Consider the following 20,340-nt stretch of genomic DNA (forward strand, 5'->3'; position numbering starts at 1 on the left):
GCCTTTTCTCATGGTTAAAACTTGACTGAAGCCGTTTTCTTTTCAGGTAGCTGTGTATATTCCGCCACGATTTTGCGGAACTCTTCACCATCGAGGGTTTCCACATCAAGGAGAATATCCACTAGGCGATCGCAAAGATCACGGTTTTCTTCGATGACTTTTTTAGCAGTTTCGTAGCAGGTTTGGGCAATTTGGCGGATCTGGCGATCAATGCGATCTCCTAACTTAACGGAATAATCGCTCTGGGGCATCATATTCCGCCCTAAAAATACTTCGCCACTTTCCGATTCCAAAGCACCCAAGCCCAAGTCTGACATTCCAAACTGCGTCACCATCATCCGTGCCAGCCTTGCCACCTGCTGAAAGTCACCCGAAGCGCCTGTCGTAATCTCCGCATCGCCAAAGACCACATCCTCAGCCGCCCGACCACCGAGCATCATCGTAATTGTATCTAGCAGTTGAGATCGCGACTCTAAACCATATTCTTCATCGGGCAGTCCCTTGGCAAAACCGCCAATACCACCAGAGCGCGGCACAATCGTAATTTTGTCGAGCAGTGATGTATTTTTGAGCATTGTCATCACGAGGGCATGACCAACTTCGTGGTAAGCAATCAGGCGTTTTTTAGCGCCATCGAGCATCGGCTTCATGCTTAAGCCAATGGTGATCCGATCAATGGCATCGGCAATTTCCAACTCACCGATCGCCTCTTTGTGCCGTCTAGCCGTCAGGATCGCCGCCTCATTTAATAAGTTGGCTAAGTCTGCCCCCGCAAACCCAGGGGTAAGTCTTGCCACCGATTCAATCGAAACATTTTCCTCCAGCTTCTTATTCCGCGCATGAACCTTGAGGATTTCTTGGCGACCTTTGTAATCGGGATAATCGACCGTAATTTGGCGATCGAATCTACCAGGGCGCAGCAAAGCACTATCCAAAACATCGGGGCGGTTAGTTGCTGCCACCACGATCACCCCTGAGTTACCCTGAAAACCATCCATTTCCGTCAACATTTGGTTGAGGGTCTGCTCACGCTCATCGTTGCCGCCGCCAATACCCGCACCCCTCTGACGACCCACCGCATCAATCTCATCAATGAAAATGATGCAGGGGGCATTGTCTTTGGCTTTTTGAAATAAATCGCGCACACGGGAAGCCCCTACCCCCACAAACATTTCCACAAACTCAGAGCCAGACAGCGAGAAAAAGGGTACACCTGCCTCACCCGCGATCGCCTTCGCCAATAGAGTCTTACCAGTACCAGGGGGACCAATCAGCAATACACCTTTGGGGATCTTTGCGCCAACCGCCGTAAAGCGATCGGGCTGCTTTAAAAACGTGACCACCTCTTGCAGTTCTTCTTTGGCTGTCTCAATGCCTGCCACATCTTCAAACTTGATCCCCGTCTTCGCTTCGGGCGAAAATCTTGCCCTAGTCTTACCAAAACTAAGGGTTTGTCCAGGACCACCTGGGGCATTGCTAAGACGGCGCAACACCATCAACAATACAAAAATTAACAGCATCGGCACAAAGAAAGTACTCACCAGTTGCCAGAGCATGGTGGGCTGGGGCTGAGCCTTTACCGCAATATCGACTTCATTGTCCCGCAATGCCTTCATTAGCTCGGCATTACCATCACGGGCAATCAGATCCACCCGTACCTTCCGCCCATCACTCAAAATTGCTTCTGCCGCCAAGCCATTGCTTTCGAGGTCAATTTTCTTGACCCGATTTTCCTTGACATTGGAGAGCAGCTCCGTATAACTCATGTTTACGGCATTTTCAGCATTGGCTTTAGCGGCGCTAGGTGTGGCGATCGCCACACTTTGAATAATGGCAATGCTCAAGACCGTCATTTTGACGCGCTGCCAGAAGGTCGATTTCCAAACTCTGTTTACAGAAGACATCACTGCCTCTCGCTCCTTGTAACCCCGTCGATGCGGTAATTATTGTTGATTGTTATAGTCTAGTCCATCCATTATAACTTTTGATTTATCGCAGTCAGAGAGTTAGACTAAAATACACTCAATAATATTAAAGCTACGCATTCCTAGCATATCTATCCATGAACCCCACACAAAACATCCAGCCCTTCTCCTCCGATGAATTTGCGAATGCTCTTGCGGAGCATAATTATGAGTTTTCCGTGGGGCAAGTTGTCAAAGGAAAGATCATATCTGTGGAAAGCAGTGGCATTTATGTCGATATTGGCGCGAAGTCCCTTGGCTTTATGCCCATTGATGAGGCAACCATCAGTGGGTCTTCCCGTGCTACCGATGCTTTTCCCATTGGTAATGAATATGAATTTCTGATTATTAGTAACCAAAATGCTGATGGTGAGGTCAAGCTATCGGTGCGCCGCCTTCTCTTCAAACAGGCATGGCAAACCCTGCGCGACTATCAAACTGATTCTAAAGTGTTTGAAACAAAGGTGATCGGTACTAACAGTGGTGGTTTGATCGTTGATGCTGTGGGGCTGCGCGGTTTTGTGCCGCGATCACATTTATCTAACCCATCCGATCTTGCCACCCTCGTTGGCAAAACGATCCCTGTGATGGTACTGGATGCCGATGAAACCCGCAAAAAGCTAGTTTTATCCAACCGTCAAGCGGCTAAACAATCGGCGATGAGCCAAATTGCTAAGGGGCAGTTGATTACTGGCAAAGTCACAAATATTCGTCCCTTTGGCGCTTTTGTCGAGTTTGCTGGGGTATCGGGGCTACTGCACAATAAAGAAATTAGCCAAAAACCTGTTAACGATCCCACCCATGTTTTCCAGATCAATGATGTGATTAAGGTTGTGGTTGTCGATGTGGACGAGTCTCGCGATCGCATTGCCCTTTCCACCAAAATCCTCGAACTGCACCCAGGCGAAATGCTCGATAATTCGGCACAGGTCTTTGCTGAGGCAGAAGAGCGTCTTGAAAAAAATATTAGCAAGCTTTGGGATGCCTAGCGATCGTTAGTGAAAACCATGGAATACGCTATATAATTGTTTTGATAAGCAACGTAAAGCCCTATATCATTTTCATATATTCTCAGTAAACAAAATTAATAAACAGAGTTGACATCATGGAAGTTAATTTTCTCGGTCTCTTAGCCACTGTCCTAGCCATATTTGTACCTACTGTCTTCTTGCTAATCCTGTATATCCAAACAGCTAGCCGTGAAGAAGGACAGCAAAGTAAATAGTCCCCAAGTACATAGTGGCTTCGCCATTCTGCACTTACAAAATTCTTACGCCTAAAGTACTGTCTACTTTTGTAAGTTATTTATGATACAAAATAAAATGATGAATGGCTATGCTTAGCATAGCCATTCATCATTTTTTTTCGCTCATATAGGGATTTGGGTGAAAGCCCTGCTTCATCAAAAAGTCACACTTTGTCGCCGCAACAGTTTAAGTCAGATCGTTTAATTGGCTTCACCTACTTACCCATATGAGCGAAACATTTATCATCAATACTTCTATCTCTTAATTTGCTAGCTTTTCTATTTCACACGGTTTTGCAATTGATAGATTCCAGTTATTAAGAGACTCGTCGTAAGCGTGGAACTCGGAGAGCTTTTTTCAAGATATTCTCTTTCTTACCAAGTACTTTCTGTGTAAGAGTTGGCAGCATTTAATCGAATTTATGCTTGGGGATGCTCCTGTGTTTCCAGATTCGCGTTAATCTCATCGCTACTATGTAGCTACTATGTATTTTTTATTACTATTTTGAATTTAGAATTGCTGGCGATTTTGTCGTGGGATTAGGGGCGAAAGGATGGTCATATATATTTTCCTATGTGCATAGCGGTAACCGACCAATAAACTTGCTATAATTAAAAATTGTGATTATTTTAAGAGATTAAATTTTGATAGAGCGTTATACATTACCCGAAATGGGGCGGTTGTGGACAGATCAGCACAAGTATCAAACTTGGTTGCAAGTTGAAATAGCCGTTTGTGAGGCACAGGCGGAATTAGGATATATCCCTGCTGAGGCTGTCGCAGAGATCAAGGAAAAAGCGAATTTTGACACCGATCGCGTCAATGAGATTGAGTTAACTGTCAAGCACGACATGATCGCGTTTTTGACGAATGTAAATGAATATGTGGGCGATGCAGGGCGATATATTCACCTTGGATTGACTAGCTCCGATGTATTGGACACGGGCTTAGCTGTGCAATTAGTAAATAGCTTAGAAATCATTCAGTCGCAATTAGAAGAGGCAATTCAAGCCATTCGTTATCAAGCGCAACAACATCGCTATACGATTATGGCGGGACGCACCCATGGTATCCATGCTGAGCCAATTACCTTTGGCTTTAAATTGGCGGGTTGGTTGGCAGAAATGTTGCGCCATCGCGATCGCCTATCCAACTTGAGCAAAACGATCGCCGTGGGCAAAATTTCGGGAGCCGTGGGAACCTATGCGAATGTCGATCCACGCATTGAGGCGATCGCCTGCCAAAATCTAGGGTTGCAGCCCGACTGTGCCTCGACACAGGTGATTTCCCGCGATCGCCATGCCGAATTTTCACAGGTGCTTGCCCTGATTGGCGCATCGATCGAACGCTTTGCCGTAGAGATTCGCAACCTGCAACGTACTGACGTTCTAGAGGTTGAAGAGTATTTCTCAAAGGGGCAGAAGGGATCATCAGCGATGCCCCATAAGCGTAATCCGATCCGTTCCGAGCGATTAACGGGCATGGCAAGGCTATTGCGTGGCTATGCCACCACTGCCCTAGAAAACGTGGCACTTTGGCATGAACGGGATATTTCCCACAGCGCCGCCGAAAGGGTCTTACTACCCGATGGCTGCATTCTCACCCATTTCATGTTGGTGGAAATCACGGATCTAGTCAAAAATCTGTTGGTGCATACCCACAATATGGAACGCAATCTCTATTGCTATGGTGGTGTGGTTTTTAGTCAGCAGGTGCTACTCGGTTTGGTCAGCAAAGGGCTTAGCCGCGAAGATAGCTATGCGATCGTGCAGAAGGCGGCGCACTTGGCATGGAATCAACCCAGTGGCGATTTTCGTAAGCTCATCAGTGAAGATGAAACGGTGCGATCAACTTTCTCTGATGAGGAGTTAGCCGCCTGTTTTGACCCAAATAAGCATCTCAAAAATCTTGACCAAATCTATCAAAGATTAGGGATTTAGGACTTACGCAAGAAGCAACTTGATCTTAGGGCTTGGATTGATGCATAGTTTTAGCCACAGCCTCCGCAATCTAGCGCACCACAATCTAGTCCTGAGAGACAGTCAGCATCGCCACAGCTTAATTCGGGACAGCTTAATTCGGGACATTCGGCTCCTTCTAAGGGATTGCCGCAGCGATCGCCATAGTTACTTCCATGACAAACATCCGCAATAATATCGGCGCAATTGCCACAATCGGCAAGGTCATTGCAGTAATTGCAATTATTGTTAGGGTTGCTTTGATCGATTTGATTATTGGGCGATCGCCTATTCCTATTGTTATTCCATTGAGCGCCACCAATGCTTTGTTTTCCTTCTGGATTCCCTTCTGGATTCCCTTCTGGATTGGTTGGATTGTCCTGATCTTCTTGATCTTCTTGATCACTGTGATCACCATTGGCATTAATTGACAGAACATGATCGCGTAGTTTATAGCCCGTTCCTAAACTGCCTGATTCTAGGCGAATGGATTGATATTGCTTCTGCCTTTGGCACTTTTGCCGCCGTTGTTTAAGGATTTCACTCGCATCTCGACATTCTTGAAATCGCCCCTTAGCATTGGCGATCGCTGTGAAAACCCCCTCTTCAGCAATCACCCGCTTGAAATATTGGGAGCAGGACTCACAGCCATACAAAACTCGATGGGCACAGACAAATCCCTTATGGGGTGAAATAAATTTTTGATAGCCTGTAATCGCGGTAACGGCTAAGCTGCGAGAAGTATTGTCAGCAAAATTAGTGAACATGGCTTTAGCGACAGATCTTGTCACGATCTGGATGGGGGGAGTTAGCTGTGTGGGCTTTGAGCATTTGGCAACCTCTCGCAACTAATTCACTAAAATTGAGGGTTTCCGCATTCCATATTTTAATACTGTTGTCGCGACTTACAGAAACCAGATTTTGACTGTCGGGGCTAAAGGCGATCGCATGGACTTCGGCATTATGCCCTGTGAGAGTTTTAAGAATTTGTCCATTATTAATGTCATAGATTTTGATACTTTTGTCGGCATTCCCCGCCGCGATCGCCGCACCATCAGGACTAAAGGCAATGCCATAGATCCACATGGCTTCACTATTTACCATAATTTCTTGACGTATTGTACCTGTGGCTGCATCCCAGATCTTAATCCATCCATCCTTGCCCGATGAGGCGATCAATTTACCATCGGGGCTGTAGGCAACGGCTAAGCCCCCATTTTTATGGGCTTTGGTAATGGTGCGCCCTTTACCTGTGGCAACATCCCAAATTTGCAAGGTTTCATCATTACCTGTTGAGACCAAAAATCGGCTGTCAGGGCTGAAAGCGATCGACCATACCGATTTCCTATGGGCGCTTAACTCATGGATTAGCGGTGGATTATTGGTTTGATTCCAGCGCCAGAGTTTGATTTTATTATCTGTGCCGAGGGTGGCTAAAATTTGGCGATCGGGGCTGAGCATAGCATTCACCAAGCCTGATCCATGAATATCTAAGGTATGCAACAGCTCTCCCTTGTTACTATCCCAAACCTTCGCTGTGCGATCTTCACTAGCGGAAATTAGATATTTGCCATCACTGCTAAAGTTCACGCCATAAACCGTATCCCTATGACCGAGTAATGACATTCGGCGCGTACCATCAATATTCCAAATGAAGACATTTTTATCCACACTGCCCGAAGCGAACATTTTGCCGTTGGGGGCAAAGCTAACTGCCCAGACGGGGTTTTGATGGGCATAGATGGTCTTGAGCATTGCTGTTTCTCCATACCAGAGTCGGGCGGTGCGGTCTTTGCTGGCGGATAGGAGATATTGATCATCGGGGCTGAAGGTGACATCAAATACGGCATCGGTGTGAGCGCCTATCATCGTGTCAATTGTGCCATTGAGATTGAAGATGCCGATCGCATTGTCCTGTGTGCCGAAAGCAATTCTGTTCCCTTCACGACTGAAGTTAACGCTCAAGACATCGGCGGTATTGCCCTCAAATATTTGTATTTGTTCTAATTGGGGGATTGGGGATTGGGGATTGGGGATTGGGGATTGGGAAATTTCTGTCAAGATTTGATTGGGGATTTGCCAGAGCTTGACGCTTTTATCGCCGCCTGTGGAGACTAGTTGATTGCCTTGGGGGTTAAAGCGCACCATGTAGATGATTGATTGGTGGGCGATCGCCGCCGCTAATTGATTGCCCTGCAAATCCCAGAGGGCGATCATATTATTCTTGGCAGTAACGATCATTTTTCCATCGGGGCTGAAACTAGTATCTTGGATTGCTGCTGCTTGTCTTGCCACAAAGCTAGTAGGTTTTACAGGAACTTGATTATCTTGAAGATTATCTTGGGGGTTAATCGTTAAGAGTTCTACAGCGCGATCGCTATCCCACACTTTTACTAAGCCATCCTTGCTACCCGTTAACAAGCGCTTGCCATCGGGATGGAAATCAACCCGAAAAATATCGCTGGTATGGGCTTGAATCTCCCTGATTAATTTACCATTGTCCACATTCCAAATGCGAACAATGCCACCCTGCCCCGAAGAGGCAATGCGTTTACCATCAGCACTAAAACTTAGACCGCGTATTTCCTTCGCCTGAAATCCTGTCATCGTTCTCAATAACTTGCCATTGCTATCAAGGAGATAGACACTGCCATCAAATCCCCCCAATGCCATCATTTTGCCATCGGGACTAAATTTGGCGGTATAAAATGGTGAATCACGATTGATGCCACTAAAGCGATAGCGTTCCCGAATGTTGTAAACGATGAGTTGCAGAGCTTCGTAGGTGTTGCGGAAGGTTTGAGCTTTATCAATTTCTTGATTTTGCATTGGCTCAATGTCCAAAGCTGCTAACTTTTGGGCGGATTTGAGAATTGTTGTGAGGGCTTGAAGTTGTTGGTTGAGTAGGAAACTAGAAGTTGCTGAAGATACGAGCGCATTGATTTCGCCAATTTCGGCTATTTGGCGTTGGCGAATTGCCTGAAATGCTAAGCTTGCCATTAGGATCAGCCCCAAAACAGTGCCGAACAGCGCAAACTTAGTCAGGCGGGCAAGGCGGGCGCGACTAGTTTCCGCAACCGATCGCACTTTTTGCAGTTCCCCTAGCAGTTCTGATTCTTGATTGGCACGAATAAAGGGAACTAGGTAATCATGAACTAATTGATAGCGGTTGCTGAGGGATTCTGGTAATTGGAATATTAGTCCTGAACCAACTAAAATCTCTAGAACTAGATCCAGATCAAGGCTATTGCTAGTGTAGGGCAGAATGAAGTTTCGCAGTTCGTTGTAATTACGCAAGGGGCGTTTGCCCCGCTCATCGGTGAGCGCAAGTAATACTTGTTGGGCCACAAAAGCCGCATCACCACAGGCTTGGATCACTTCTTGAACGGACTGTTCCACTAGTTTCTGTTTGCCCCCTGCGGCTTGATAGGCGGCAAGGGTGGTAATGTTGCGATCTTGCAGTTGAGAGCCAACTAGCTGTAGTTCGATGGGGCGCACTGAGCCGCGATCGCCTGCGAGATCCTGCACCAAACATTCGATCAGTGCTGATTCGAGGGGGAAGTTTGCCTGTTGGGTCAGATTTTCGATGAGGGCAGTGGTATCGGCGGGGGAGAGATTGGCAAGGACATAGCGCAGGTCACGGCTGAGAATATCGATTTCGGCATTGGCAGTTTCTAATTCTAGGAGTAAATGCAGATAATCTTCACGGATAGAAATTACTAACTTGAGATAGGGTTTATTTAGGCAGTTTTGCCAAAATTGCCGAAAGATTTGCCGATCGCGGGTTTGGGCATAGGTAAAGAAAAATTCTTCAAATTGATCAAAAATTAAAACTATTTGTGTGCTTTGATCTGCTAGTTGCTTAAACTTAGTCATGATCTGTTCTATGCTGGCGGCGGAAGATTGCAGAGTGTTCGCGATCACTTGCAGCCAATTGGTATAAATGCTGATCTTGATTGGCAATATGGCAAAGCCCGTCAGCGATCGTTGCCACAATGCAGGTATCAGCCCCGCATTTACCAAAGAACTCTTGCCAACTCCCGATTCTCCATGAATAACCGTTAGCTGTTGAGCCGTGGGGTCGCAAATGCGATGGATTAGATATTCCACATCTTTGGTACGCCCTGAAGCCGCAATTTCTGTCTTTTGCTGTGCTAATTTACTTGGCTCAATATTTATGTCTGGAACTGAGACTAATTGCTTTGGTTGCAAAGATCCAGCACCAATAAACGCCCTGAGTCCATATTGCTGTTCTAGCGATCGCTGCTGTTGGCGCGTGTGGAATGCTTGTAGATATAGCCCTTTGGCAAAGGCAAGATCATGAAAAGTATCCAGCATCCTGATATAAAGATGGGGTTCGTCCTGACAATTAAAATTAGCGATCGTCAATTCCATAATGGCGATCGCAACATCGATTTCGCCCAGGCGATATTGACTTTGAGCAATGAGTAACTGACATTGCCCTATTTGAATTTGTTGCAATCTTTGGCAATGTTGTTCAAAATTCGGTTCATGGGAATTGTTATGAGAACCATTCAAAGGACTATCAAATAATATTCTTGACTCTAAAATCGATAGTGCCTGAGATGCCTGCTCCAGCACATCTCGCCATGCCCCTCTAGAAATCGCCGCCTTCGCCAAGTAGCCATAATCTTGAGCTAGTTCTAAGGGATTTAAGCGATGCAATGGCAGTAATTGATGAATCCAATCCGTTAGTTCTTGCCATTGTTGCAATTGTTCCAAAACGCCACTATAGGCACGACCATACTTGGCAACGAGATCCTCTCGTTGGGCGCGTTGAAAACAGGCGATCGCCTCTTGGAAATATTGCTTTGCCCTCTGCCATGAATCCTGTGTAGCGCGACCTCTCACAAAAGAATTATGCCACCAGAGATTGCCTAAATAGAAGAGAACAATTCCTTCTTCCACAGGTCTTTCCACCTTTCGCCAATGGAGCAGACTACATTCATAATAAATCTGCGAAACGCTGTGAACTTCTCCCTGCGATTCGACATAGACATCGTTAGTATATTTAGTAATTAGCCTTGGCGATCGCCATAGCAATCGTCCCATTGCCAAGTCCAGCTTAGCTTGCAGTTCCGCACAGGATTTATGAAATTGACTTTGCAGAATCTCTTCAGTCAGGGAAATGTGGCGATCGTTAGACTCAACAAAACAGGCTTCGTGATGGTGAGCAATGCGAAGTTCTCGCCTTGCCACTTCTATCTCTTGATAGGACAAAATATCAGGATCATTATCTATCTGTTGATCTTGCCAAAATAAAGGTATAAGCGGATCTTGGGCAATTTGAAATAAGCGTTCAACCTGTTGATCTAGCTCTTGGATTAGCTCTAGAGTGGATAAGGTGAACTTAAGCGGTGGTGCTGCAAAACTAGCAAAATCTGGAGCCTGTTGCCATAGTTCTGACAGGTTCTCATCATTGAGCCATAGCACCAATGGACATTTAAGCTGATGTTTGAGGCGATCGCGAAACAGATTGATTTCTGCAAAAATATGAATGGAAGTATCCGTAGTTTCTGTACCAAAATGCTCTAAACCTAAGCACATCAGTGCTGGCACATGATAATGACAACCAGCGATAAAATCCTGTAATTTTTGATAGATGGGGGCATCGGATATGCGCCACCAAATTTCCCGATACAATATCCCCGTGACATTCGCTAATTCGTTTAAGATATTTTGTCTGAGGTGGCTATAGTTGCAATGGACAATAATCAGGGCAAATTCTCCTTGACTAATTTCAACTGCCCTAATTAATCGCTCTATTGAGCGTTGGTTGAGTATATTTACGGCGTTTAATGGATCATCTAGGGAATGATCATTCCTTTGCCCATTCAATTTGATCGATTGTTCGATCTGACTCACTGCCTTTGGTTTAACCCCTTTAATCGCGATTTTAGATAATTGCCCATTACAATTATCCTACCAGAAATTAAGAGTGGCGGCGCAAAGCGCCGCCTCTCCTATTTCTGGTAATTAATTAAATTATTAAAAAATCCATGACTACCTCAATTTTAGCTGACCTTAAAATTCGTTTTTCCAAGGCGATCGCTGCCGCTTTTGGGGCAGAATATGCCGATTATGATCCTGCGGTGGCGGCGGCTAAGGATACGAAATTTGGGGATTATCAATGTAATGCCGCCCTGAGTTTGACCAAAAAGCTCAAACAAAAGCCCCAAGATGTTGCCGCCCAAATCATTGCTAATCTCGAATTTGCCGATCGCTTTGAACCACCCACGATCGCTGGGGCAGGATTTATTAATCTCAAACTGCAACTTAGTTATATTGCCGCGCATCTGGCAGAAATGCAAAAGAGCGATCGCCTTGCCATTGCCCCTGTGTCAAAGCCTGAGCGGGTAATTGTCGATTTTTCTAGCCCGAATATTGCTAAGGAAATGCACGTGGGACATTTGCGCTCCACGATTATTGGCGATAGCATTGCGCGGATTTTAGAATTTCAAGGGCATGAGGTTTTGCGGCTAAACCATGTGGGGGATTGGGGAACCCAGTTTGGCATGTTGATTACCTTCCTGCGGGAGGTTTATCCCGATGCCCTCACCAAAGCCGACGCGATCGCCATTGGTGACTTGGTGGAGCTATATCGCCAAGCCAAAAAACGCTTTGATGAAGATCCTGAATTTAAGGAAATATCGCGATCGGCAGTGGTGGAATTGCAAGCGGGGGGGCAGTCGGCAAAGCAAGCATGGCAACTACTATGCGAACAGTCGCGCCGTGAATTTCAAAAAATCTATGATGCGCTGAATATTCAACTAGAAGAGCGCGGCGAGTCTTTTTATAATCCGTTTCTCAGTGATGTAATTAGCGATTTGAAAGCAACGGGCTTATTGCAAGAGGATCAAGGCGCTCTCTGTGTGTTTTTAGAAGGCTTTAATAATAAAGATGGTCAGCCCCTGCCCTTGATCGTGCAGAAATCCGATGGCGGCTATAACTATGCCACCACCGATCTCGCCGCCCTGCGCTATCGCATCCGTGAGGATCAAGCCACAAGGATTATCTATGTCACCGATATCGGTCAATCTGCCCATTTTGCTCAGGTATTTCAAGTTGCCCAACGCGCAGATTGGCTGCCTGAGTCGGTGCAGGCGATCCATGTCCCCTTCGGTTTGGTCATGGGTGACGATGGCAAAAAGTTTAAAACGCGATCGGGCGATACCGTCCCCCTCAAAAGTTTGCTAGAAGAAGCAGTCACCCGTGCCTATGCCGATATCGACAGCCGCAACCCCGATGCACCTGCGGAATTTAAAAAAGATGTCGCCAATGCGATCGGGCTAGGGGCGGTCAAATATGCCGACCTCTCCCAAAATCGCACCAGCAACTATATTTTCAGCTTTGATAAAATGCTATCCCTGCAAGGCAACACCGCCCCCTATATGCTCTATGCCTATGTGCGCGTACAGGGCATCGGGCGCAAAGGTGGCATTGATTTCGATCGCGTTGATTTCGATCGCGTTGACAGCGCCATTAGCCTCACGGAGGCTCCAGAGATCGCGTTAGCCAAGCACTTACTGCAATTTGCCGAAGCGATCGATGCGGTTGCCGAAGAATTATTTCCTAATCGCCTCTGCCAATATCTGTTTGAGTTAAGCCAAAAATTCAATCAATTTTTTGAGCAATGTCCAGTGCTGCAAGCCGAAGAAGAAACTATCAAAATCTCACGCCTAAATCTCTGTGATATCACGGCTAAGACTTTGAAGCTAGGCTTGGGTTTACTAGGTATTCGGGTTTTAGAGCGAATGTAAAAAAATGGCAAAGCCGTTTTTTTACCCTTCATCCCCCAAATATGCCTCAATCACTGCCCGATCGCTTTTGACAATTTCAGGCGCACCGATCGCAATTAGCTGCCCAAAGTCTAATACTGCAATGCGATCGCATAGCCCCATCACCAAAGGTACATGATGCTCGATTAGTAAAATTGTTAAGTTCAAGCGATCGCGCAAATCGCGAATAAATTCGCTTAACTGCCCTTTTTCATTGGGGTTCATACCTGCGGCGGGTTCGTCTAATAGTAATAGTTGTGGCTTGAGGGCAAGGGCGCGGGCAATCTCAAGGCGGCGCTGATCGCCATAGGCAAAATTCTTGGCTTTTACCTCTTGGCGATCGCTCAAACCCACCAGATCCAACAATTCCCTCGCGCCCTCATAGGTCAACTTTTCCTGCTGTGGCGTGGGCGGCAAATTGAAAATGCCCTTAAACAAACCTGTGCTAGTCTGCAAGTGCTTGGCGATCGCCACATTTTCTAAGGCTGATAGCTCCCCAAACAGGCGAATATTTTGAAAAGTCCGCGCAATGCCACATTGGGCAATTTGGTGAGGACGCAAATTTGTGATTTCGCGATCTGCATAAAAGACCTTACCACTGCTAGGCGCAATCAAACCCGTAATCGTATTAAACAAAGTCGTTTTGCCTGCGCCATTAGGACCAATCACCCCAAAAATCTCCCGTTCATTGACCACAAAGGAAACCTGATCGACCGCCACCAGTCCGCCAAATTTGCGGGTAACTTGCTCAATGGTGAGGATTGATTGCTTGATTGGATTCATGATTTTGATAATGGTTGTTTAATTTTCATAGCATTGTGCTACTTAGCATAAAATAGCTAGAGATTAACTTTTATTGAGCAAGGAATACTCAAAGAGGCAAAACATGGGGCTAACACTCGAAGCCGTAGCGATCAAAGATCCTATTGGCGATCAGCTTGATTACCAATCAGCAGAATATCGTGATGCCTATAGTCGCATCAATGCGATCGTGATTGAAGGCGAAGCAGAGGCACATAGTAATTACCTGCAACTTGCAGAACTAATGCCCGACAAATTCACTGAAGACTTAAAAAGACTGGCAAAAATGGAAGACCGCCACAAAAAAGGCTTTATCGCCTGTGGCAAAAACTTGAGCGTCACTCCCGATATGGACTTTGCCGAAAAGTTCTTTGCCGAACTCCACAACAATTTCCAAACCGCCTTTGCCATCAAAGATATCGTCACCTGTTTGCTGATCCAATCCCTCATTATCGAGTGCTTTGCGATCGCTGCTTACAACATTTATATCCCCGTTGCCGATGCTTTTGCCCGCAAGATCACTGAAGGCGTGGTTAAAGACGAATATACGCACCTCAACTTTGGCGAAGTCTGGTTGCAAAACCATTTTGCCGAATCCAAAGAGCCTCTAGAGCAGGCAAATCGCCAAAATCTGCCCATCGTCTGGCAGATGCTCAACCAAGTCGAAGCCGATGCCAAGGTCTTGGGCATGGAGAAGGAAGCTCTCGTAGAAGACTTCATGATCCAATATGGCGAAAGCCTAGGCAAAATTGGCTTTAACACTCGCGATATTATGAGAATGTCGGCAATGGGTTTGGCTGGTGCTTAATGGCTTTTAGCTTTTAGCTTTTAGCTTTTAGCTTTTAGCTTTCGGCTTTCGGCTTTTAGCTAACGGCTAACGGCTAACAGCTAACAGCTAACGGCTAACGGCTAACAGCTAACGGCTAACAGCTAATAGCTAACAGCTACCCCCCTATTCGACAAGGAAATCATAATTTCTAAAAACACCTTAGAATTTAATCCCATTAATCCATAAAGCTAACAGCAACAGCCAACAGCTACTTAAAAACAGCTAACAGCTAACAGCTAACAGCTAACAGCTAACAAAAACTGGTAACTGCAATCAATGTTTGGTCTCATAGGACATCTGACTAGTCTCGAACACGCTCAGTCCGTAGCAAGGGAGTTAGGCTATCCCGAATATGCCGATCAGGGTTTAGAGTTTTGGTGTAGCGCTCCGCCGCAAATTGTCGATCACATCAAGGTGACAAGTGCCACGGGGCAGCAGATTGAGGGGGTGTATGTGGAATCCTGTTTCTTACCTGAAATGTTGGCGGGTAGCAAAATTAAAACTGCCATTCGCAAGATTCTGAATGCTATGGCTCATGCCCAAAAGCATGATGTTGACATTACGGCTTTAGGTGGATTTTCTTCGATTATTTTTGAGAATTTTAATCTCAGTCAGATGTCCAGTGTCCGCAATGTGCAGTTAGAATTTAGCCGCTTCACCACAGGCAACACGCACACCGCATACATCATTTGTCGCCAGATCGAGGAGGCAAGCCGTAAATTTGGCATTGATCTAGCCAAAGCCACCGTGACTGTCTGCGGTGCAACTGGCGACATTGGTAGCGCCGTCTGTCGCTGGATCGATGCCCGTTTAAATATAAAAGATCTATTGCTAGTGGCAAGAAATCAAGAGCGTCTGCAAGAGTTGCAAGGACAACTCGGGCGCGGCAAGGTGCTAAGCATGGATGAAGCATTACCCCAGTCGGACATTATTGTGTGGGTGGCGAGTATGGCTAAGGGCATGGCGATCGATGCCAAAACCCTGAAGCGCCCCTGCATCCTCATTGATGGCGGCTATCCCAAAAATATGAATACATTAGTGCAGGAAGATGGCATTCATGTGATCAATGGCGGCATCGTGGAGCATAGTCTCGACATTGATTGGAAAATCATGAAAATCGTGAATATGTCGGCTCCTGCCCGTCAGCTTTTTGCTTGTTTTGCGGAGGCGATGCTATTGGAGTTTGAGGGCTGGCATACTAATTTTTCATGGGGGCGCAATCAAATCACCCTTGAAAATATGGACAAGATCGGTGCGGTATCAATCAAGCATGGGTTTAGACCTTTGATCGGTTAAAAACCAAAAAGCGATGGGACGGGCTTCGCCCGTCCCATCGCTTTTTGGTTTTATAGTCGTAAAATCTCTCTTACAGTGGTTTACAGGACAGGCGATCGCTGCCAAATTAAGAACTAGACAATCTAAAGCGATCGCCGAAAATCAACCCAGCAATCAACTATGTACCTAACTTGGCTAGACAGTAACTCTTGGCTCATTGAGATCGCAGGCAAACGCATCTTGCTAGATCCTTGGCTGGTGGGCGCATTGATGTTTGGTAAAGCCGACTGGTTTTTTAAATCTGAACGTCGCACCCAGCGCCAAATTCCCGCCAATATTGATCTAATCCTGCTATCCCAAGGGCTGCCCGATCATGCCCATCTGCCAACCCTGCAACAACTCGATCGCCAAATTCCTGTGGTGGCTTCCCCTAGCGCCGCAAAACTGGTGCAGCAATTGGGCTATGCAGAGGTGACAGCGCTCCAGCATGGCGAATTATTTAATATGCCCAATCTATTAACGATCCTAGCCGTGACAGGATCGCCCACTGGCCCTACGACCGTGGAGAATGGCTATATTATTCGGGATCTCACCAGCGATCGCTCAATCTATTACGAACCCCACGGCTATCACGACAAAAACTTAAAGGATTTTGCCCCCATTGACGTGGTGATCACTCCCACCATCGATCTAAAATTGCCTCTGATCGGCACGGTGATCAAAGGACAACAGGGGGCTGTGCAAGTCGCAAAATGCCTACAGCCACAGGTGATCATCCCCACTGCCGCAGGAGGTGATATTACCTTTAGTGGGTTATTGCTGAAGTTTTTGCAAGCGGAAGGCTCGGTGGCTACATTGCGATCGCTATTTGCCGCCAACAATATCAACACCAAAGTTCTTGAGCCTAAGCCTTGGGAGCGCTTTGAAGTGCCTTTACCGCAATTGCTGAATTTGTCCTAGTCCACTCGTACACTTGATGGAAAATTATCCCCATGCACCAAGCGGAACTCCTGCTGAAACAGTTGCCCTCGCATTTGCAAGGGCGCTGATAGATCGAGAATATTTGCAAGCGCATCACATGACTACCGATGAGTTTCAATCTCAATGTTCTTGCCCAGATATGCAGCAACATTTTGAAGCGATCGCGCCAATCGATGGGTTTGCAATTCCTCAGATCGAGATAGTTTTGGTCATGGATGATTGGTCACATAAATTACCTAATGATTTGCAGTGGATCTATGTTGCGATCGCTGGAGAATTCTATTCAGAGGCGATCGCTGTAGTCGTTGCTGATGGACAGGAAACCCTCAAGATTCGCTCAGTGGAATGGGGAAGACCTTAGAGCCATAAACATTGCTGATGACAACGCTTGCGAAGATTTCCCACACTTTTGTGGGCGAACCTCTTACAATCGGCTACTTTAGGACTAAACTGGGCAACTCTAAACTTGGGGCGATAATGGGAGAGGGTCTATTTTTGCGATCTAGGAGCATATAGGTGTCCATCTCGCCACGCCCCTTGATAAAGACTTTGCCACGATGCCAGAAATCATATTTATCCTTGAGCAGTTCGTAAGTGGCGGTAGTAACTTGGATACCCCCCGCTAAACCGTGAGATTCCATGCGGCTTGCCACATTCACCGCATCCCCCCATAGATCATAGATAAATTTGCGAATACCGATTACTCCAGCCACCACTGAACCTGTATTAATGCCAATTCGCAATCGAAAAGCATCCTGATCGTTTCTCATAAATTTAGCGATCGCCCTTTGCATAGAAATTGCCATTTCGGCGATCGCCTCCGCATGATCGTCCCTTGCAGTAGGGAGTCCACCCACCACCATATAGGAATCACCAATGGTTTTAATTTTTTCTAAGCCCAATTGATCGGCAAGCAGATCAAAGGAGGAGAAAATTTCATTGAGCATATGCACTAATAGCTGGGGAGAAACTTGGCTAGAGAGGGTGGTGAAATCGACAATATCGGCGAATAGAATCGTCACATTGTCAGAACGGGAGGCGATCGCACTGCTACCCGACTTTAATTGATGTACGATCGCCTGCGGCAAAATATTCAGCAAGAGATTCTCAGATTTTTCCTGTTCCGCCTTGAGCGCCTGTTCTGACTGCTTGCGCTCCGTAATATCCTGCACTAGTCCTTCGTAGGAGATCAAATTGCCATTGGCATCATAATTGGCTGTGGCATTAATCAGTAGCCAAATGATCGAGCGATCGCGCCTATAGGCAAGGGCTTCAAACCCTGTAACTGCACCATTGGTGATAATCTGCTGGCGAAACTCTTGCCAGCGCTCTGGCTCCACAAATAAGCGTTGGCAGTCACCCGCAATCTCCGTCAATAATGCCGCAGAAGACTCATAGCCATAGATTTTGGCGAGGGCGGGGTTGGCGTTGGTATAGCAACCATCGGGCTGCGCCTGAAATATCCCCTCGATCGCGTGTTCAAAGATACTGCGATATTTTTCTTCAGCTTCCCGCAAAGACTCCTCCGTTGCCTTTTGATGTGTAATATCGACAATGACCCCATCCCAAACCGTATCCCCTAATTCATTGAGGTGAGGCTGAGAAATAATTCGCACCCATTTTACTTTTTCAAACAGACTCGATACCCGATATTCATGCTCAAAAAAGCCCAAGGTTTCCGCCGATCGCCGCACCAATTCATTCAGCTCAGCCCGATCCTCTGGATGCGCCATATCAAACACCCATTCAAAATGCTCATAAAAATCTTCAACCGATATGCCAAAAATTTCATGGGTGCGGGGGCTAATATAGGGCATCGATACTTCGCCATTAGCTTGTAAGACAGCACGGTACACCACCCCAGGGATGTTATCGGCGATCGCCGAAAATCGCTGTTGGCTCTCCCGCAACAAGATTTCTGCCTGTTGGCGATCCGCCGCCTCATTTTGCAAGCGCTTGATCGTTTTTTGTAACTGCTGTGTGCGTTGCTCAATGCGTTGCTCCAATAGCTCATTGGTCTCCCGCAGTGCCGCCTCCATATTCAGCAAATCCGCCTGTACCTTCAGCAAGCGCTGATTGGCTTTAAACAGCTTGGACATCGCTGCACGGGTGATTTCAGGAGCGAGTTGATTGCGTCCCTTGCCACGACCGCGCATTAAAAGCTGGGTAATTGTAGACTCTAGATCCTGAGCATCGCGCTCTAGTTGCCAACCCTGCTGAATATCTTGACTAATTGCCCCCAACATCTCTATGACAATCGTGGCATTTTGGGACTCAAGATTCTCTGCGCCCAACCAAGGCTGGGGCTTGATCGGCTCAATGGTATAGATGACCTCTAGTTTGCCGAGATCGCTAATTTTTGCTAGGCGGCAAGCTGTATGCAGATGATGATTGCGATCGCCCACCACCTTACCCACAGGGGCAAAATATCTCTGTTCAGAGAAGGCTTGTTTAACAGATTCTAAATCTAGGGATTGGGCAGATTCGATCGCCTGTTTCCATAAAAACACCTGCGTATAGGCCGACTGCATTGCCGCATTCACCGCCAAATCGCTGCCATTCTGCCCCAGCCAGATCCTTACCTTTTGCAAAAAATCTAGATTTTGAGGGCTGTCAAGACTTTGAAAGTAATTGGCACTCACAAAATGTCCTGCAATTGCCTCTGGATCAATATCAATATTCTGTAATTCGGCGGGGATTGTCCTTCGCCAAAATTGCTGGATCTCGACCTCACTCAAGCAGGACGACAGCACTGGGATTTGTTGGGCATTGATCCCTGCGGCGGCATATTGAGCTAAAAAGGCGATCGCACTAGTTGGCGCTAAGGTGCTAATTACCAGGTCAGGATTGCTGCGCTTAATTTTGGCGATGGTTTCGCCATAGTTGGCTTGATTGCAAGGCAGACAGTCTTCGCGGATCAGCGTTCCCTGCTGTTGCTTAAGCTGAGCGCGAATTACTTTATTGACAATGCGTGAATAAATGCTTTCTGAGCCAACCAAATAAACGCGATCGCCACAATTTTGCAATAGCCAACTAACCGCAGGTTGCACCACCTGATTAGGGCAGGCTCCTGTGTAAAACACATTTTTAGAAAATTCTAATCCCTCATAGGCGTAGGGATACCAAAGCTGCCCCTGATATTTTTCTAGTATCGGGATAATGGCTTTACGCGATGCCGAGGCGCTTCCCCCAAACAAATACTTGATCCCTAATTCTTCAACTAGATACTTGATCTGGAGGTCATGGTTGCCATCGTATGCCGCCATGTCAAGTACCAATGGCTCAATGGATCTACCCAGCAAACCGCCCGACTGATTGATCTCGGCGATCGCCATCAGCGTAATTTCCTTAACCAGTGTCTCCGCAATATTCGCCCCACCGCGCCAAAGATTGACCACACCTACTGGGATGACTGCGCTACCATGCAACCTTGGATTCGCATCTACATTCAAGGAATCAGCCTCTAGATACATGGTCGACGACACT

14 protein-coding genes are annotated in these 20,340 nt (G+C 46.5%); 9 read left to right on the top strand and 5 right to left on the bottom strand.

The features are described 5' to 3' along the window. Positions 1-14 precede the first annotated feature (14 nt). On the bottom strand, positions 15-1,904 hold the full coding sequence (ftsH, locus tag H6F44_RS07520; RefSeq protein ID WP_190350341.1) for an ATP-dependent zinc metalloprotease FtsH: 1,890 nt from the start codon (positions 1,902-1,904) through the stop codon (positions 15-17). Positions 1,905-2,062: 158 nt separating this feature from the next. Here ftsH and H6F44_RS07525 point away from each other — a divergent pair, with 158 nt between their 5' ends. From H6F44_RS07525 to purB, 3 genes are all read left to right on the top strand, one after another. Then, entirely contained in the window at positions 2,063-2,953 is an 891-nt protein-coding gene (locus tag H6F44_RS07525; RefSeq protein ID WP_190350342.1) for a S1 RNA-binding domain-containing protein, read from the top strand. A 116-nt stretch (positions 2,954-3,069) separates the two neighbouring features. Continuing rightward, the gene (gene psbM / locus H6F44_RS07530) at positions 3,070-3,189 is read left to right on the top strand and encodes a photosystem II reaction center protein PsbM (protein ID WP_190350343.1); all 120 of its coding nucleotides are present in this window, start codon (positions 3,070-3,072) and stop codon (positions 3,187-3,189) included. Between the two features lie 666 nt (positions 3,190-3,855). Then, entirely contained in the window at positions 3,856-5,151 is a 1,296-nt protein-coding gene (purB, locus tag H6F44_RS07535; RefSeq protein ID WP_190350344.1) for an adenylosuccinate lyase, read from the top strand. Between the two features lie 50 nt (positions 5,152-5,201). On the opposite strand, the gene yidD is transcribed toward purB, so the two are convergent. Both yidD and H6F44_RS23745 read right to left on the bottom strand, forming a co-directional pair. After that, the gene (gene yidD, locus H6F44_RS07540; protein ID WP_190350345.1) at positions 5,202-5,936 is read right to left on the bottom strand and encodes a membrane protein insertion efficiency factor YidD; all 735 of its coding nucleotides are present in this window, start codon (positions 5,934-5,936) and stop codon (positions 5,202-5,204) included. Between the two features lie 4 nt (positions 5,937-5,940). Then, positions 5,941-11,055 (bottom strand): WD40 domain-containing protein, encoded by a 5,115-nt coding sequence (locus H6F44_RS23745; RefSeq protein WP_190350346.1) that lies wholly within the window; start codon positions 11,053-11,055, stop codon positions 5,941-5,943. Positions 11,056-11,189: 134 nt separating this feature from the next. Between H6F44_RS23745 and argS the strand changes: the two genes are divergently transcribed. After that, positions 11,190-12,950: an arginine--tRNA ligase gene (gene argS / locus H6F44_RS07550; RefSeq protein WP_190350347.1), complete on the top strand. Its 1,761-nt coding sequence runs from the start codon at positions 11,190-11,192 to the stop codon at positions 12,948-12,950. Between the two features lie 21 nt (positions 12,951-12,971). Here the strand turns inward: argS and H6F44_RS07555 are convergent, their stop codons facing one another. Further along, the gene (locus tag H6F44_RS07555; protein ID WP_190350348.1) at positions 12,972-13,751 is read right to left on the bottom strand and encodes an ABC transporter ATP-binding protein; all 780 of its coding nucleotides are present in this window, start codon (positions 13,749-13,751) and stop codon (positions 12,972-12,974) included. A 103-nt stretch (positions 13,752-13,854) separates the two neighbouring features. Between H6F44_RS07555 and H6F44_RS07560 the strand changes: the two genes are divergently transcribed. From H6F44_RS07560 to H6F44_RS07580, 5 genes are all read left to right on the top strand, one after another. Further along, a complete protein-coding gene (locus H6F44_RS07560) occupies positions 13,855-14,577 on the top strand; it encodes an aldehyde oxygenase (deformylating) (RefSeq protein ID WP_190350349.1) in 723 nt (240 codons plus the stop codon). Positions 14,578-14,874: 297 nt separating this feature from the next. Continuing rightward, complete coding sequence (locus H6F44_RS07565) at positions 14,875-15,894, top strand: long-chain acyl-[acyl-carrier-protein] reductase (RefSeq protein WP_190350350.1); 1,020 nt, start codon at positions 14,875-14,877, stop codon at positions 15,892-15,894. 13 nt (positions 15,895-15,907) lie between these two features. Beyond that, positions 15,908-16,063, top strand: a complete 156-nt coding sequence (locus H6F44_RS07570) for a hypothetical protein (protein WP_190350351.1) — start codon at positions 15,908-15,910, stop codon at positions 16,061-16,063. Then, on the top strand, positions 16,054-16,833 hold the full coding sequence (locus tag H6F44_RS07575) for an MBL fold metallo-hydrolase (RefSeq protein WP_190350352.1): 780 nt from the start codon (positions 16,054-16,056) through the stop codon (positions 16,831-16,833). The genes H6F44_RS07570 and H6F44_RS07575 overlap by 10 nt, the downstream gene beginning before the upstream one ends. A 16-nt stretch (positions 16,834-16,849) precedes the next feature. Continuing rightward, positions 16,850-17,215 (top strand): hypothetical protein, encoded by a 366-nt coding sequence (locus H6F44_RS07580; RefSeq protein WP_190350353.1) that lies wholly within the window; start codon positions 16,850-16,852, stop codon positions 17,213-17,215. 73 nt (positions 17,216-17,288) lie between these two features. Here H6F44_RS07580 and H6F44_RS07585 read toward each other — a convergent pair whose 3' ends face one another. After that, positions 17,289-20,339, bottom strand: coding sequence for a transporter substrate-binding protein (locus H6F44_RS07585; protein ID WP_190350354.1), 3,051 nt, complete (start codon positions 20,337-20,339; stop codon positions 17,289-17,291). Position 20,340 lies beyond the last annotated feature (1 nt).

Source organism: Pseudanabaena cinerea FACHB-1277, assembly GCF_014696345.1.
In the GTDB taxonomy this organism is placed as follows: Bacteria; Cyanobacteriota; Cyanobacteriia; order Pseudanabaenales; family Pseudanabaenaceae; genus Pseudanabaena; species Pseudanabaena cinerea.

Bases quoted from the DNA above. Each gene is read 5' to 3' on its own strand.
- H6F44_RS07580 (WP_190350353.1), top strand. From the start codon at position 16,850: ATGGAAAATTATCCCCATGCACCAAGCGGAACTCCTGCTGAAACAGTT.
- argS (WP_190350347.1), top strand. From the start codon at position 11,190: ATGACTACCTCAATTTTAGCTGACCTTAAAATTCGTTTTTCCAAGGCG.
- H6F44_RS07555 (WP_190350348.1), bottom strand. From the start codon at position 13,751: ATGAATCCAATCAAGCAATCAATCCTCACCATTGAGCAAGTTACCCGC.
- H6F44_RS07565 (WP_190350350.1), top strand. From the start codon at position 14,875: ATGTTTGGTCTCATAGGACATCTGACTAGTCTCGAACACGCTCAGTCC.
- yidD (WP_190350345.1), bottom strand. From the start codon at position 5,936: ATGTTCACTAATTTTGCTGACAATACTTCTCGCAGCTTAGCCGTTACC.
- H6F44_RS07525 (WP_190350342.1), top strand. From the start codon at position 2,063: ATGAACCCCACACAAAACATCCAGCCCTTCTCCTCCGATGAATTTGCG.
- H6F44_RS07570 (WP_190350351.1), top strand. From the start codon at position 15,908: ATGGGACGGGCTTCGCCCGTCCCATCGCTTTTTGGTTTTATAGTCGTA.
- psbM (WP_190350343.1), top strand. From the start codon at position 3,070: ATGGAAGTTAATTTTCTCGGTCTCTTAGCCACTGTCCTAGCCATATTT.
- ftsH (WP_190350341.1), bottom strand. From the start codon at position 1,904: ATGTCTTCTGTAAACAGAGTTTGGAAATCGACCTTCTGGCAGCGCGTC.
- H6F44_RS07560 (WP_190350349.1), top strand. From the start codon at position 13,855: ATGGGGCTAACACTCGAAGCCGTAGCGATCAAAGATCCTATTGGCGAT.
- H6F44_RS07575 (WP_190350352.1), top strand. From the start codon at position 16,054: ATGTACCTAACTTGGCTAGACAGTAACTCTTGGCTCATTGAGATCGCA.